Here is a 14834-nt window from a genome sequence, read left to right on the forward strand (position 1 = left end):
GGGAGAAAGTAGAGTGATAACCCGTTTGGGCGAAGTGGGGAAAATCACCAGTAAACTCCCGGCTCCAAGTTTGGGTTCCTTTCTACCGAAGGCTTGGCTGCCGTGCGAATGCACGGCAGCCAAGCCTTCGGTAAATGGGTGCAGCGACACGCTGCCGCCCCACGCGTAGTGGGAAAAAGCGTATCGGCGCGGCGCTAGGCGACGGCGGTTTCGTCGTCGTCGGCCACGTTTTAAACGGGAGCAGACCCGAGGAGAGGGGGGCGGTGGGGTTTTAGCCCAGCAGTTTTTCGAGTGCGGCGAGGTACTTTTGTTGGGTGCGGCGAATGACTTCGGGGGGGAGTTTGGGCGGGGGGGATTGCGGGTCCCACTCGATGGCGACGAGGTGGTTTCTAACAAATTGCTTGTCGTAACTGGGGGGCGAGATGCCGATTTGGTAGCGGTCGGCAGGCCAGTAGCGGGAAGAGTCGGGAGTGAGGACTTCGTCGATGAGGTGGAGTGCCCCTTGCTCGTCGGTACCAAATTCAAATTTCGTGTCGGCGAGGATGAGTCCGGCGGCTTCGGCGCGGGTAGCCCCAAATTCGTAGAGCGCGAGGCTCGCGGCCTTGACTTGCTCAAAAAGTGCAGAGCCGAGCAGTGCCGTCGCTTCGGGCTCGGTTATGGGCGCGTCGCTTTGGCCCTTGGGGGCTTTAGTCGTGGGCGTGAAGAGAGGGGCGGGGAGTTTCTCGGCTTGGCGGAGTCCGGCGGGGAGCGGGATTCCGCAAAGCGCTCCGGCTTGTTGATAGGCGTTCCAACCGCCGCCGATGAGGTATCCGCGTGCGACGCACTCGATGGGCAGCGGGCGCAGCTTGCGAACGATCATGCTGCGGAGTTGTAGGTCGGGATCGGTGAGGCCGCGCCGTGCGAACTCGCCTGCTTGGTCGGGGAGTAGGTGATTGGGGATGAGCTGCGCGGTTTGCTCAAACCACCAGAGGCTCATTTGCGTGAGAATGATGCCCTTACCGGGGATGCCGTCGGGGAGGATGGCGTCGAAGGCGGAGAGTCGGTCGCTGGCGACGAGGAGCAGGGCGTCACCGAGGTCGAATAGCTCGCGGACTTTACCGGAGGCGATGCGTGGGAAGGGGAGGGAGGGGGAGGCCGTGCGAGCCTGTTCGGGCAACGCAGCGGCAATCTCGGCGTAGGTCATGAGGGTGCGATTTTGCTGTGGGTGTGGCAGAGCACGGGTCATCCGGCGACGGAATTCTTTGCTAATCAGCGGATTTCTTCCCTGTCGGGAACTTGGCCGCTGACCACGCACCAAAGCGCGCACCTCGCCGTTCAGGGCGAGGTCATCGTCATATGGAGCCGAAGGCTCCTCTAGCTTGTGGCGGAGAAGCTCCGACCGCAGGGGCGGAGTTCTTCACTTGTGGGGCGGGCGACTTTGGGAGGAGGAAATTTTAGCGCTAAAGCCGTGAAATTGGGTGAAAGGGGAGCGATTTTGGCATTTTATCAGTTTGTAACTCGATATGGAAAAGGGAGTTAGATACTAAATCGGGTTTTTAGAAGTTAAGTTCTAAAAAACGTGATTTGCTTAAAGTTATACCTGGTAAATTAGAGTTTGGATTCTAAAAAACGTGGTTAGTTTACGATTATACCTTGCAAATTAGAAGTTTAGTTCTAAAAAACGTGGTTATTTTTATGACAACGGTTTCCAAAATTGAGCGGCCACGTCAGCTTGAGCGGATTGAAGAGGCGATGGCGCTTTCGCCGGTGACTGCGTTGCTTGGCCCTAGGCAGTGTGGGAAGACTTGGCTGGTGCGGGAGTTGGCGAGCGGGCCGGGGAACTACTTCGACCTCTATGACTATGCGAGCCGGAGCCTGCTAGCTGAGCATCATTTTTCGGCTTTAGATCGACTTACTGGTACAGTGGTAATCGACGAGGCGCAGTTGCTGCCCGAGTTGTTCATGAAGCTGCGCATCCTTGCGGATAGGCCGGAGCAGCCCGCGCATTTTGTGATCACGGGGAGCGCGTCGCCCTACATCGTGCGCGGCGTTTCGGAGAGTTTGGCCGGGCGCGTGCGTCTTTTACCCGTTTCGGGATTTAATTGTTCCGAGGTGGGCTGGGAGAACTGGGAGCGGCTGTGGCTACGCGGCAGTTACCCTCGTTCTTATTTGAATGCGAAGAGCGAGGCTTCGCTGGATTGGCGGCTCGACTACGTGGTTCAGTTTGTGAGCAAGGATCTTCGTGGGATTGCGGACATCAAACTAAGTGACGAGCAGCTCCAGCGGCTGCTCCAGATGGTGGCCAACTACCACGGGCAGTACTGGAATCACTCGCAGGCGGCTGAGTTAGTCGGGGTGAGTTACAAGACGGTGCAGCGGATTTTGGAGTTGTTTAAGGGGGCTTTTATTACACGCGAGTTGCCGCGGTTCTTTACCAACTCGGGCAAGCGGCTGCGCAAGGCCCCCAAAATCTATCTGCGCGATAGCGGGCTGCTCCATGCGATGCTGATGGTGCGCGACTATCAGCAACTGCTTGCGCATCCGATTCTCGGTGCTTCGTGGGAGGGCTTTTGCATTGAGCAGATTATTGCGTTGAGCGAGGCGCGGGCGGAGGACTGTTTCACTTGGGGGCTACAAAGCGGGGCCGAGATTGACCTTGTGCTGGTCCGCCCGAGCGGGACCTACGGTTTCGAGTTTAAGGCGAGCGGTACGCCCAAGCGCAGTCGCTCGATGCTGCGCGCCTTAGCTGACCTGCCGCTAAAAAAGCTCTTCGTAGTCTATCCTGGGCAGCGGAATTACTCGATTGATGAGAAAATCGAGGCAATCGGCCTACCCAATCTGATGGATGCAATCGCGCAAATGGGGCGCTAGGGTCTGTCCCCGTTTCAAACGCGCGCCGCACCCCGCCTCTCCTGCCCGCAGGGTAAATGTCAGAGCTCACAGAGTTCCACTACGCGTGGGGCGCAGCCGCAGGCTGTTTTATTTGGCGGCGGGCTCGCTGGCCCGCCGTCCATTTACAGAGCCGCTTGGTTGCCGTGCATGCGCACAGCAGCCAAGCGGCTCTGTGAAAAGGGCCACAATCTTTGGGATGTGGATTTATCCGTGCTTTTTCCCACCTCGCCCAAACGGGTTATCACTCTACCTTCTCCCCCTGTCGCAACGCGACAGGGGGAATGCTTTCAAATTTGGGATTTCGCTTTCGCGCGATAGCGCGATGAGAAATCCTAAATTGAATGGGTGCGGTCACTGACTGCCGCCCCACGCGGAGTGGAAAAGTGCTGCTCACTGGTGAGCTGCGCTGCGGCCCTCACCTTGCTGCGCGAAAAATCTGCTTCCTTCGCGGCGCGCGTCTGAAACGGGGACAGACCCTTGAGTTGTCGTCCCCGACTACTGAGCGACTTGGGTGTAGCTGTATTTTTTAGAAAACTCGGACTCCGCCTGTCGTTGGGCGGCGTAAGGGCTAAGCCCTTGTTGGACGAGTTCGGTGCTACGTTTCTCCGTCCATCGGTCTTTGAGGGCTTGCTCGACGGCGAGGGGGATCGATTTTTCCTCGGCGCGTTTCTTTTTGGCAGAGCTAAAGCAGCCGGAGCTAAGGGCGGCGGCGGCGGCGGTCGCTAGGAGTACGGAGGCAAAAAGGAGTCGCGATTTTGGGAAAGGCATAGCGAGGCGGTTCTAGATGCGGATTTGAGCGCGCAGCGAGCGCGAATGGGGAGGCGGTGGGCGTGTTCGGCAGGGGCGCAAGCCGCGTTACTTCTTGTCGGCAGCGAGTAACTGCATCGTGAAAACGAGCGTGGTATTAGGCGGGATTCTGGGGGATTGGCCGCGGGTGCCGTAGGCGAGCTCGGGTGGGATGATGACGAGCCACTTATCGCCGGGGCGCATGAGGGGGATGATTTGATCCCAACCTTGGATGACCTGTCCGCGCCCGAGTCGAAACTTGAAGGGCTTTTGGGGATCGAGGTTTTGGTCAAAGGTGTCGCCATTAATGAAGCGACCGATGTAGAGCATCGACACCATTTGGCCGCGCTTGGCGGTCGGGCCGTCGCCCTGCTCGATGACGACGTAGCGGATGCCGGTGTTGGAGATTTCGGCGTTGGGGAAGTTTTGCTCGACCCACTCAAGGTCTTCGGGCGGGAGCTTTTCGCGTTGCGCGTGCAGAGGCAGTGGAGCGAGGGCGGCGAGTGCAAAAAGGAAGAGCGGTGCGATGCGGCGTAACATGATGGGGGGCGAAGCTAGCGGATGAGTCTGCGAAAGTTCACGGATTTTTTTAGAATCGGCGAAATGGAGCGCGGGCCTACCCGCGCCCGCGTGGCGAAAAGGTACTGCGCGATTGGGCGCGACCGCTGCGGCTGGCATTTCTACCTGCTGTATTTGCGTCGCTGCTACGGTTTCCCGAGCGCCCGCCGCCAGCGTTGCCGGAGCGTCGGTCGAAATTACCTCGTGCGCTGCCGTGTCCACTGGTGTTGCCCGAGCGGCGCGCTTGGCCGAAGCCGCCGCGTCCGCGTTCTCTTTCGGGGCCCGGCTCGTAGGGGCCGTAGGGAAAGCCTTCGAGCTGGAGCTCGGGGATGCGTGCGCCGATGAAGCGCTGGATGTCGCGGATGTCTTTCTCGTTTTCGGGGGTGACGATGGTGAAGGCGTCACCGACAGCTTGGGCGCGGCCCGTGCGCCCGATGCGGTGGACGTAGTCTTCGGGTTTTTCGGGGACGTCGTAGTTGATAACGTGTGACACGCCTGCGACGTCGATTCCGCGCGCAGCGATGTCGGTCGCGACCATGACTTCGTATTTGCCGGACTTGAAGCCGGCGAGGGCCTCAATGCGTTGGTTTTGCGAGCGGTTGGCGTGGAGGACGGCGACGGAGTGGTTGGCGTCGCGGAGTTTGCGCGCAATTTTGTCGGCGCCGTGTTTGGTGCGCGAGAAGACGAGCACGCTGTCGAAGTCGGTGCGTTCGAGGAGCGCGAGCAGCAGGTCGAATTTTTGGGGATACCCGACTGGGTAGAGCGCGTGTTTGACCGAGTTATTTACCGAGCGGTCAACGCCGATGGCGACGCGTGCCGGGTCACGCAGCGCGAAGGAGGCGATTGCTTGAATCTCGGGCGGTACGGTTGCCGAGAAGAGGAGTGTTTGGCGCTCGCTGGGGCAGCGGCCTATGATTTCGCGCACGGCGGGCAGGAAGCCCATGTCGAGCATGTGGTCGACCTCGTCGAGGACGAGGGTCGTGAGATCGCTGAGGCTGAGCGTGCCGTCGTTGAGGAAATCCATCAGGCGCCCCGGGGTGGCGACGATGATGTCGACCCCGCGTGCGAGTTCGCGGCGTTGGTGGCCGTAGCCGACGCCGCCGAAGACGGCGAGGGTGCGTAGATCGGTGTAGCGCGCAAAGTCGCGAAAGGAGGTTTCGACTTGGGCGGCGAGTTCGCGCGTGGGCTCTAGGACGAGGACGCGGGGGCGGCGGGAGTTGCCGCCGTTACTGCTCTTTCGGCGTTCGGCGTGGGTTTGGGCCGTGTGCTCGTGCGCGCCGAGGAGCCGGTCGAGGATGGGCAGCGCGAAGGCGGCAGTCTTACCGGTGCCGGTTTGTGCGGAGCCGATGAGATCGCCGCCGCCGAGGACGACGGGGATCGCGCGAAGCTGGATGGGGGTCGGGTCGGCGTAACCGGCGGCTTGGATGCCGCGAAGGATGGGCGCGGAGAGATTGAGTGCTTTAAAGGGCATGGGTGCTGGTAGCGGTCGGGTCGCTGCGCGGACGCCAAAACGGAAGGCGAACTCGCTTAGCGAAAGGGAAAAAAGGGAGAGGCAGGCACTTTGCCGGGCCGGAGAACATGCCACCGCACAGCACCTAGGAAGGGCGCGGCGATTTTAGATTTTTCGCCGCAGTTTTAGAGAAAAAGAACGGAGCCCAAACAGGCTCCGTTCTTTTGAGAAAAGGGGGAATCGGCTGCGAGGCGGCTTAGTAGCGCTCGCGGTCGCGGTCATAGCCGCCGCGGTCACGGTCGCGTCCACCGCCACCGAAGCCACCACGGTCGCGTCCGCCGCCGAAGCCGCCGCGTCCACCACCGCCGAAACCGCCACGTCCACCGCCACCGAAGCCGCCGCCAGCGGGGCGCTCTTCCTTCGGGCGGGCTTCATTAACAGTCAACTGACGGCCATCGAAGTCGGTGCCATTGAGTTTTTCGGCGGCCTGCTTGGCCTCTTCTTCGGTGCCCATTGTGACAAAGGCGAAGCCGCGGGGGCGGCCACTCATGCGATCCATCGCCACGTAGACGTCGGTAACATCGCCAAATTGGGCGAAGTGGGCACGTAGGTCATCCTCGTTGGCTTTGAAGGGGAGGTTACCGACATACAGTTTGGAGTTGCTCATCTGATGATTCGTAGATCTTCGCGTCCGCTGCCAGTTCTGTTCCCACCGTGGGTTTCGAAATCATCACTAGAGCCCTTGCTCTGCTAACGACTCACCAGATCCTGTCATCTAACGTTTTTCTCTATCGAGGGCGGCGAAGGAGGCAGAGTGAGTGGCGTGCGGCAAGCCCGAATTCGCAGGTCATTATCATGGGGCAAGGGCGGGTTAGCCGAGGGCGTGATGCTGACCAGTACGGGTAAGTGGCGAAGGTGTTTGCGCTAGGTGGCTGTCGGCCTCGCTTTTTTAAGCGCTTAATCGCGGAGGAATGTGCAACCGTATTGCGCGCTTACTTTCGTGAGCAAGGTAGGCTTAACAAAGTATACGTAAAGTAGCGTAATGCGGCGAGATGGGCAGGGTTACTCCTTGCGCTGTACGCAGATACCTGAATGCATGCGGCACCCCTTACCCCGTCCGATGCTACCCCGACTGACCGCGACGCCCAAATCGGGCCCCGTTGCACTAGTGCCGCATTGCGGCTGCTGGCTGCGCTGCGGCGCGCTAAGCTTAGTCACCTTAAATCGCTTTCAGTCTGTTTGTTTAAAACAGCTTACATTTCTTAAAACTTATTTCCCAGCCAGTTGCAGCTCTGTGCCGTGACTGGTTTTTTTTGTGCCCGCCTTGGGCACGTCAAAACACCACAAAAATAAATACCCCGATGAAAAGCCCCCAGCTACTCCCTGTCGCGCTTGGCCTTTGCGCCTTCGTTTGCTGCATAGCTCCAGAGCTTGTCGCTCAATCCAGCCCCTACAGTACTGACCAAGCACAACAAACGGACGATGAAACGGTCGTCTTGCCCGCCTTCTCAGTTGCAGGCGATACGGTTGACCGCTACCGCGCCGCAGATGCGGTATCGTCTGCACGCGTTCGCACTCAGTTAATCGAAACTCCGAGTTCAATCACCGTCCTGCCTCGTGATCTTATCGAAGATATCGCTCCGACCCGCGTCTACGACGCCACTAAATACATAGCCGGCGTCCAAGATGGCCGGGGGAACAGCTATCAAGACCGCATCACGCTTCGCGGCTTCGAGCTTTCCGGGCGCACTGTTAATAGCTTCGCCGATACCGGGAACCACAACTTCGATGAAGCCCTCATTGAACGCATCGAAGTGAGTAAGGGGCCCAATGCGATCCTCTCTCCCGGAGGTCCTCCCGGCGGCACGGTCAATATCGTGACCAAGGCTCCTGAGTTTAGGGCGAAACATTCGCTCACGGCTCTGGTTGGCGACTTCGATGCACAAAAGGTCACACTCGACACGACCGCGCCGCTCCCCGGTTCCGACCGCTTCGCGTATCGGCTCATCGCTGCCTACCAAGACACCGAGCGCTACCTATCGAGCACTGCAAAGCTGCGTAACAAGGTCATCGCCCCGCAGCTCGCATGGCGGATCAGCCCCACGAGCGAGCTCGTCGTGCGCTACGACTGGTTCGAGACTCGCACCTTCCGTGAGCAGTTAATGATTGTAGATCCTGAGGTTGTGCAGCGTGGGCAAACCCCAAGCCCGGCCCCCGGCTTTAACTGGAGGGGGACTAACGGCACTCCACCGTGGAGTGGACTTTCCTACCAAAAACACAGTCTCTCACTGGAGTTTAGCACATCCTTTAACCAATACCTCAGTATGCGTTTGGCCGGCCGCTTCCAGAGAACTGGGGAGGGCTCCGACCAAGCCCACATTACGACTCCCAGCGCGAGTAACCGCTACAACCCTTACACTGGAATCCTTACGCCCAACCAGACTTGGGCACTCGCCGACCCGAGTCTCGCTCACGACGCGAATCTCAACCCCTACGTCGCGACTAACTCACCCTATTACGATCCCACAGCCATTCAGCTTCAGGTCTCTCGCGGCCTTTATGCTAGGGGCGACACCTACTCGATTCAAAACGACTGGGTGCTCAGCTTTGATACTCCGTATGCAAAGCTGCAAACAGTCGCGGGCTTTGCGGGCTCGGATAGCGAATCGGTCTCTAGGGGCGTTAATGGTACAATCGCCCCGCTCAATCTTTTCGATATTGCGAGCCACGACTCCACTCCGACTTGGGACACAGCCCTAAGTACCGATAACGAAAACGAGGCGACCAACTGGCAAGCCTACCTCAACCAGCGCGTCACATTCTGGGAGGATCGTATTGCGCTGACGGGCGGCGCGCTCCACTACGATACACAGAGTAAATCGCGCAACAAAGTCAGAGGAACCAGCGGCGGCCTCGACGCCTCGAAAGACATGTTTCTCGGCTCTGCGCTCGTGCGCGTGACACCCAATGCCTCGCTCTACTACAGCTATTCGACCAATGCGGCTCCCGCGACGTTTAACTCTCAGCCATTGTGGCGTGAGGGAAAACAGCACGAATGGGGCGCGAAGATGGAGTTCTTCGAGCGGCGGCTTGGTGTAAACTTTGCGTATTTCGAAATCACCCAGACCAACTTCGTCGTCGCCAACCCCGCATACTACGCGGGCGACCTGAATCAACCCACCGACCTTCTCTCTGACTACTCCAACCACGGTGCTGAACTCGAAGTGATGGGAGCCCTCACCCGTAACCTCTCGGTCATGGCCAGCGTGACGAACCTCAAAATGCGCGACGCGCGTGGCCGCAACGTCCGCGCTGTCGCCGACCATCTCGCTGCCGCTATGCTCAACTACCGGCTCCAAGACGGTGCGCTCAAAGGCCTTAGCTTCACCCTCGGTGCCAACTACGCTAGCGAGCGCGCAGGCGACATACCGGTTCCTGATTTCACCCCTCTGGGTGTGGTAACGCAGACGAGCTTCTTCGTCCCCAGTCATACCCGCTGGAGTGCAGGCGCCTCGTACCAGTGGAGCCGCTACACCCTGCGCCTGATGGTCGATAACCTCACCGACAAAAAGAACTACTTCTCCGGTGCAGGGGCTCGCTTCTCCCAGCCCGGGCTAGCTTCTGCCGACGGTCGGAATATCCGCGGGACCATCACCGTAAGGTTTTGAAGACTGCTCAGGACGGCTAACCTGACCACTCACCCAAGCGCGCACCTCGCCGTTCACGGCGAGGTCAAGCGAGGTCATCGTCATAGGGAGCCGAAGGCTCCCCTAGCTTGTGGAGGAGAAGCTCCGACCGCAGGGTCGGAGTTCTTCACCGCGTACTCACAGTACGCCGTCAGGTTATCGAGACGGATCGGGTAAACCGCTCCCTTTAAACCAGATCAGAAATGATCTGGTTTTTTTGTGGAGCAACATGGGCTAGCACTTGTCCGAAAGGACTTACTTTAGCCAACACAGCAATCCTGCCCAATCTGACTTGTCCTTAATGCAAGAATCCGCCGAAGACACGCAATCGATCCGTTGAGCCTATAATCAGGCATAAAACTCGATTTTCTTGCTTCTGGCAGATGCAAATTGGCCGTGTAGCACGACTGCTGTTGCTGGTGGCAACCGTGTGCGTAGTATGGCTGACTATCGAAAACCGCTGGGGGAGTAACTTTCAGCTACCAACCCGTTATGCCTACGATGCTCACTATGTACTAGGGATGATGAAGCTCGCCCAAGAGGGCGATTTGGGGCTTTTCTCCCATATTTATACGAAATCACTTGGTGCGCCATTTGTAGGTCAGTTAAATGACTTCCCGCAGACTGAACGCGTAATTATCTGGGTAGGAGGTCAAGTCGCGCGAGTGGTTGGGCTCATGCCAGCTGCAAATGCTATGCTGATACTGTCGTGTGTGCTGGCAGCTCTTTCATTTTACCTATCAGCGAGACTGTGGAAGATTAATCGAGTGCCAGCTTGGGTATTCGCAGTGACTTATGCCTTTTTGCCGCACAACTCCCGCTCGATTCAGCATCTAGGGATCATCTTTACAGGCCTCCTTCCTCTTCAATTCTATATCTTGTGGTATGTTTCCGCTGCTCAAAAGCTATCTTGGAGGTCTCGCAGATTCAGGCTGACTCTCGTGGTAAGTTTATTGAGTGGACTATTAAATATTTACTGGATCTTTTTCTTTCTTCAACTTTATGTACTCGCCCTCCTATTTCGTATCATAAAACGGAGTCGGGACTTTACTAAAGCGCTTATTCCCTTTGCGATTACATGCCTAAGTGCCGGGGTTTTTCTTGGTAGTTTTATTATATATAGGATTAGCTATGGGGATAACGCTATGGCTGTGGTCAGGTCCTATGCGGATATTGAGCAATGGGCGCTCAAGCCTATCGACCTCTTTCTCCCTAAAACTCCACCACCTCTGCCTATTGTGTCGACTGTCCTTTCAAGGTACTACGACGGAGGCATGATTAAAATAGGAGAAAACTTTGGGAGCTATATTGGGCTTTTTGCTGCCCTTGGCTTGTTAGCCTTACTTTTCAAAAGTTCTCAGCGTCAAATCTCAAGAAAGTCGATTTCGCTCCCTTGCCTAGCTGCCATTTGGATTATTGCCTATACGGCTTTCGGAGGGCTTCACTCCGTTTTTAGCTTGGTTTTTGATTTCTATGAAATCAGAGCGACAAATCGCTACTCTACCGCGATTGCGACGATAGGGTTACTCTACTTTGTCTTTATAAGTCATAAGTTAACACGTAAGTGGAATCCTACGCTAAGGCTCTTCTTCCTTGGGGTGGGTGCTGTCTGCGGCTTACTAGAGCAGTCATGGAGCGCTTATCGAACACCGTCCCCACCTCCCGCTCTTTACGAGGTGGCTGATTATGTGAAAGCGGACAAAGCTCTAGTTTCTCGCTTAGAGCACGGTTTAGAGCCAGGAAGTATGATTTATATATTGCCTGCGACGGACTTCCCCGAGCCCTTTTGGGGTAGAGGGAAATTCAAAGGTGATTTTCATCATTATCAAGCCATGCGCCCTTTCTTGTATTCGACTAAGCTACGCTATTCATACGGCAGTAATAAAGGCCGACAGGGAGCGGACTGGCAGCTTGATGTGCAGGAGTTGGCTCCTAGAGGGATGGCGGCCACCTTAGAGTCGTATGGTTTTGCTGGGATTTTGCTTAATCGTAAGGGATATGAGGATCGTGGTGAACAGGTGCTAGCTGAACTCGCTAGAGCGGGGTGGCCCATGGAGTTTGAGCAGGGAGTCGATAACGAGTGGGTCTTCATACGGCTCACACCTGAGCAAAACCCAGTCTTGCCGACACCCACCCCTTACGCCCTGACACCGCAGAACTAGGGCCTACTCCCGTTTCAAACGCGCAGCCGCAGGCTGTTTTATTTGGCGGCGGGCTCGTTGGCCCGCCGCCCCACGCGTAGTGGAGGTCTGTGACCTCTGACACCGACCGCGCGGACGGTCGTGAACCGTTTCTATTTTGCGGGCTGCGCCGTAAGCAGTGGCGAGCGGCGAGCCAGATGCCTCGCGCTTGATGCGGGAGCAGACCCTAGGCCGTAGGCCGGGCCTCGGCGGTTTGTGGATAGAAAATGCGCAAATATAGAAATTAGGACTTGTTCTCATTTAATTAAGCATCCTTCTCCTCGGCCCTAAAAAGTAAGACTAATGACCAAGCAAAACTACTCCCTGGGAATCAGAGGACTTATTCGGCCCAATCGGCTGTGGCCTCTATTAGCGACTATTCTTGTGCTCTCAGGCGCCGTATCGCTTCGGGCGCAGCGGGTGGAGAGTCGCTCGATGCCGGGAGAAGAGGATCAGAGCGAGGCTGGGCTTACAGACGTGTTGACTCTGGCAGCCTTCGAGGTGTCGAGCGACCGCATCGAGCGCACGGCTTACGAGGGCAATATGGACTTGCTGCGCAGCGAGTACGATGTGCAGCCGTACTCGATTATTGGGCGCGAGGTGATTACCCGCTCTGGGGCGACGACGGTGGAGGATTTGCTCAGGCAGCAACTCACGATGAACACGGCGTTTTCCTCTAGTGCACAGAGTGCGACGGGTTATGGCGGCAGTGCCAGTAGCTTTAGTCTGCGTGGGCTGAGTGCTGCAGAGACGCTTGTCTTAATCAATGGCCGTCGCGTGGCCGGGGTGGGGCGCTCGAGCAGCACCGAGGCGGGTGACCAGCCAGATCTTAACGGGATCCCGCTGGCGGCGATTGAGCGGATCGAGGTGCTGCCTGCTTCGGCGTCGGCGATTTATGGCTCTAGCGCGGTCGGGGGTGTCATCAATGTGGTGCTCCGCCGCGAGTACAGCGGGCACGAGCTCAATACGCGTTTTGAGATGACGGACGACTGGCATGCGCCGATTGAGACTTTTAATTGGACCTCCAGTTTCCAGTTTGAGGGCGGTCGTACACAGCTCCTCATCTCTGCGCAGTACCAAGATACGCGGGCACTGTACGGGCATCAGCGCGATTTTCAGCGAAAGGGCCGTGCGCAAATTTTGGAGAATGACCCCGATGCGTTTTACGTGCCTGCGGGGACGAGAGCGAGTCCGCCTTGGGGGGCCTTGGTGAATATTCGCAGCCGCGATGGGAGTCCGCTTTTCGGCCCTGGCTCGTCGCACTTTACTCACATCCCGAAAGGCTATCGCGGGTGGCAGATTGATGGGCTGCAGCCGCTCATCGATAATCAAGGGACCTACAACCTCGACCTCGCGCGCGGGATGGCCAGCGGCTTCACCGCAGACGCGGAGATTATGGCTGCGAGTCGCTCCAAGTCTCTCAGCTTAAACGGCAGCCGCGAGATGACCGAGAAGCTGAAGGTGTTTTTTGATGGAGGCTATTCGCACAGCGAGCAAAACCCCTACGATAGTTGGTATGGGGCGTGGACTGTGCGGCTTTTCGCGGACTCGCCGAATAACCCTTTTGGCCAAGATGTACAAGTGACCTATCCGGTGCGAAACGTCGACCGCCGGAGTAGTTCGGAGGTGAATACGACGATTCGCGGTGAGCGCGTGGCAGTGGGCTTCGAGTATGAGTTACCGCGCCGCTGGCGAGTGGTCGGCAACTACTCGTGGAGCCACTCGGTCAATCACCACCAGTATCTCACGCGCTACGGCAGCCCGACCCGCGAGGACGCGATTCATGATGGGGTTTTGGACGTGCTGCGCGACACAAGCTCGTTTCCCACGCTGATTGATGAGTATGCGGGGATGCTCCACAGGATCACTAATGCGTGGTCGAGCGATAGCACCTTGCGCGCTGCGGGTGGCTTGGGCGACTGGTGGTACGCCGGGGAGATTATACTCGCCAACGGCATCGAGCGCCGCGAGTTACGCCAATTCGGCATCGGTGGTAACAGCGACGATCTGCACCCGCCACCGGTCCACCGCCGCCAGCAGGTTGATAGCTTCTATACGGAGGCCACCGTGCCACTCGTCGCCTCGCACCAACGCCGCCGGTGGCTGCACAGTGCTGAGCTGCAACTGGCGGCACGGCACGAGCGTTTCAACGTCGAGACGGCGGGCAGTAAATACGATACCACGGTGCCGACTTTCGGGATACGCTACCTACCCGTGCGTGAATTGATCTTTCGCACGTCGTATGGTCGCGGCTTCCGCGCGCCGACCTACGCTCAACTCACTGAGCCGACGCTCTCGACGAGCACGAGTACAGTCAACGACCCGAAACGCGGTGGCGAAGCAGTCGATATTTTCACGCTGAGAGGCGGCAATACCGCTATCACCCCCGAGACCTCGCGTAATCTGAACATCGGCCTCGTGTGGAGCCCCGAGAGGATTCCCGGGCTGCGCTTTTCGGCGGATTGGTATCGGATCGAGAAGCGCAACAACATCACCACTCCGGGCACACAGGCACTCCTTGACGAAGAAGACGAGTACCCGGGCCGCGTCATTCGCGGGCCCGTTGATCCGAGTGATCCGTATTATCCCGTGGGGCCAGTCATCCAGATTAACCGCGCTGTGATGAACATGCTGAAAATGGAGACATCGGGGATCGACCTAGGGGCGCGTTACTTGTGGCGCGGGGGCAGCTTTGGCGACGTGGATATCGCGGCCAATGCGACTCTCAGCGATTACTACCGCACGCAGACCTCGATCACCTCGGGCGTGCTTGAGCGGCGCGGGATTCCTTCGCAAAGCGGCCCGCTCAATCAGCGTATTAACGGCAGTCTCGTATGGACGCGCGGGCCTTGGAGCTGCGGTTGGGCGACGCAGTATTACAGCCGCTACCGTATCACCCCGACCAGTACGACCTCCATTCGCCGCCAAGGAGGCCCGCTTGTCGCCAGTCAGATTTATCACGATGTCTTCGTGCGCTACCGCGTGTCTACCCGGGGTCGCCACCGTGCCTTCGAGGGGCTGGAGCTGACGCTCGGTGCGAAGAACGTCTTGGACAAAGCCCCACCCACCGACATGTCGCGCGGCTACTACTACAGCACTTTCGGTGATCCCCGTATGCGCCGCCTCTACGCGAACGTGAAGAAGACGTTTTAGTTGAGCCGCCTACCGTGAGCGCGTTCTCTTCGGGTGATGTGTGTTGACGAGCTGCCAACGAGTAGCCCGCATAAAAAATAGGTCTGCGTTACGAAGGGCCTACGTAGCCCTTCGCAAAAAATGAAGCCCCTTTGAGCCCTTTGTTTTGCA

General features: G+C 57.9%; 9 protein-coding genes. 4 read left to right on the forward strand and 5 right to left on the reverse strand.

The window, feature by feature from the left end:
* Window positions 1-271: 271 nt before the first annotated feature.
* Window positions 272-1183 carry a phosphoribosylaminoimidazolesuccinocarboxamide synthase gene (locus tag AXK12_RS06010; protein WP_068712497.1) on the reverse strand — a complete coding sequence of 304 codons (912 nt, stop codon included), beginning with the start codon at window positions 1181-1183 and terminating at the stop codon, window positions 272-274.
* Between the two features lie 491 nt (window positions 1184-1674).
* Between AXK12_RS06010 and AXK12_RS06015 the strand changes: the two genes are divergently transcribed.
* The gene (locus AXK12_RS06015) at window positions 1675-2850 is read left to right on the forward strand and encodes an ATP-binding protein (RefSeq protein ID WP_082782697.1); all 1176 of its coding nucleotides are present in this window, start codon (window positions 1675-1677) and stop codon (window positions 2848-2850) included.
* A 516-nt stretch (window positions 2851-3366) separates the two neighbouring features.
* Here AXK12_RS06015 and AXK12_RS06020 read toward each other — a convergent pair.
* The 4 genes from AXK12_RS06020 to AXK12_RS06035 form a co-directional block, all read right to left on the reverse strand.
* Window positions 3367-3639, reverse strand: coding sequence for a hypothetical protein (locus tag AXK12_RS06020; RefSeq protein ID WP_068712499.1), 273 nt, complete (start codon window positions 3637-3639; stop codon window positions 3367-3369).
* A gap of 87 nt (window positions 3640-3726) precedes the next feature.
* Window positions 3727-4197 (reverse strand): FKBP-type peptidyl-prolyl cis-trans isomerase, encoded by a 471-nt coding sequence (locus tag AXK12_RS06025; RefSeq protein WP_197457012.1) that lies wholly within the window; start codon window positions 4195-4197, stop codon window positions 3727-3729.
* Window positions 4198-4273: 76 nt separating this feature from the next.
* A complete protein-coding gene (locus AXK12_RS06030; RefSeq protein WP_068712501.1) occupies window positions 4274-5686 on the reverse strand; it encodes a DEAD/DEAH box helicase in 1413 nt (470 codons plus the stop codon).
* 235 nt (window positions 5687-5921) lie between these two features.
* Window positions 5922-6332: an RNA recognition motif domain-containing protein gene (locus AXK12_RS06035; RefSeq protein ID WP_068712503.1), complete on the reverse strand. Its 411-nt coding sequence runs from the start codon at window positions 6330-6332 to the stop codon at window positions 5922-5924.
* A gap of 694 nt (window positions 6333-7026) precedes the next feature.
* Here AXK12_RS06035 and AXK12_RS06040 point away from each other — a divergent pair.
* The 3 genes from AXK12_RS06040 to AXK12_RS06050 all read left to right on the forward strand — a co-directional run bounded on the left by AXK12_RS06040 (window position 7027) and on the right by AXK12_RS06050 (window position 14684).
* Window positions 7027-9333, forward strand: a complete 2307-nt coding sequence (locus AXK12_RS06040) for a TonB-dependent siderophore receptor (protein ID WP_068712505.1) — start codon at window positions 7027-7029, stop codon at window positions 9331-9333.
* Between the two features lie 539 nt (window positions 9334-9872).
* On the forward strand, window positions 9873-11513 hold the full coding sequence (locus AXK12_RS06045) for a hypothetical protein (protein ID WP_231863561.1): 1641 nt from the start codon (window positions 9873-9875) through the stop codon (window positions 11511-11513).
* Between the two features lie 495 nt (window positions 11514-12008).
* Window positions 12009-14684 carry a TonB-dependent receptor domain-containing protein gene (locus AXK12_RS06050; RefSeq protein ID WP_197457013.1) on the forward strand — a complete coding sequence of 892 codons (2676 nt, stop codon included), beginning with the start codon at window positions 12009-12011 and terminating at the stop codon, window positions 14682-14684.
* Window positions 14685-14834: the final 150 nt, after the last annotated feature.

The sequence above is a fragment of the Cephaloticoccus capnophilus genome, assembly GCF_001580045.1.
GTDB lineage: Bacteria > Verrucomicrobiota > Verrucomicrobiia > Opitutales > Opitutaceae > Cephaloticoccus > Cephaloticoccus capnophilus.

What these genes read in the sequence shown, in the direction of transcription:
- AXK12_RS06035 (WP_068712503.1), bottom strand. Translation starts at nt 6,332, where the DNA reads ATGAGCAACTCCAAACTGTATGTCGGTAACCTCCCCTTCAAAGCCAAC.
- AXK12_RS06025 (WP_197457012.1), bottom strand. Translation starts at nt 4,197, where the DNA reads ATGTTACGCCGCATCGCACCGCTCTTCCTTTTTGCACTCGCCGCCCTC.
- AXK12_RS06045 (WP_231863561.1), top strand. Translation starts at nt 9,873, where the DNA reads ATGATGAAGCTCGCCCAAGAGGGCGATTTGGGGCTTTTCTCCCATATT.
- AXK12_RS06010 (WP_068712497.1), bottom strand. Translation starts at nt 1,183, where the DNA reads ATGACCTACGCCGAGATTGCCGCTGCGTTGCCCGAACAGGCTCGCACG.
- AXK12_RS06040 (WP_068712505.1), top strand. Translation starts at nt 7,027, where the DNA reads ATGAAAAGCCCCCAGCTACTCCCTGTCGCGCTTGGCCTTTGCGCCTTC.
- AXK12_RS06020 (WP_068712499.1), bottom strand. Translation starts at nt 3,639, where the DNA reads ATGCCTTTCCCAAAATCGCGACTCCTTTTTGCCTCCGTACTCCTAGCG.
- AXK12_RS06015 (WP_082782697.1), top strand. Translation starts at nt 1,675, where the DNA reads ATGACAACGGTTTCCAAAATTGAGCGGCCACGTCAGCTTGAGCGGATT.
- AXK12_RS06030 (WP_068712501.1), bottom strand. Translation starts at nt 5,686, where the DNA reads ATGCCCTTTAAAGCACTCAATCTCTCCGCGCCCATCCTTCGCGGCATC.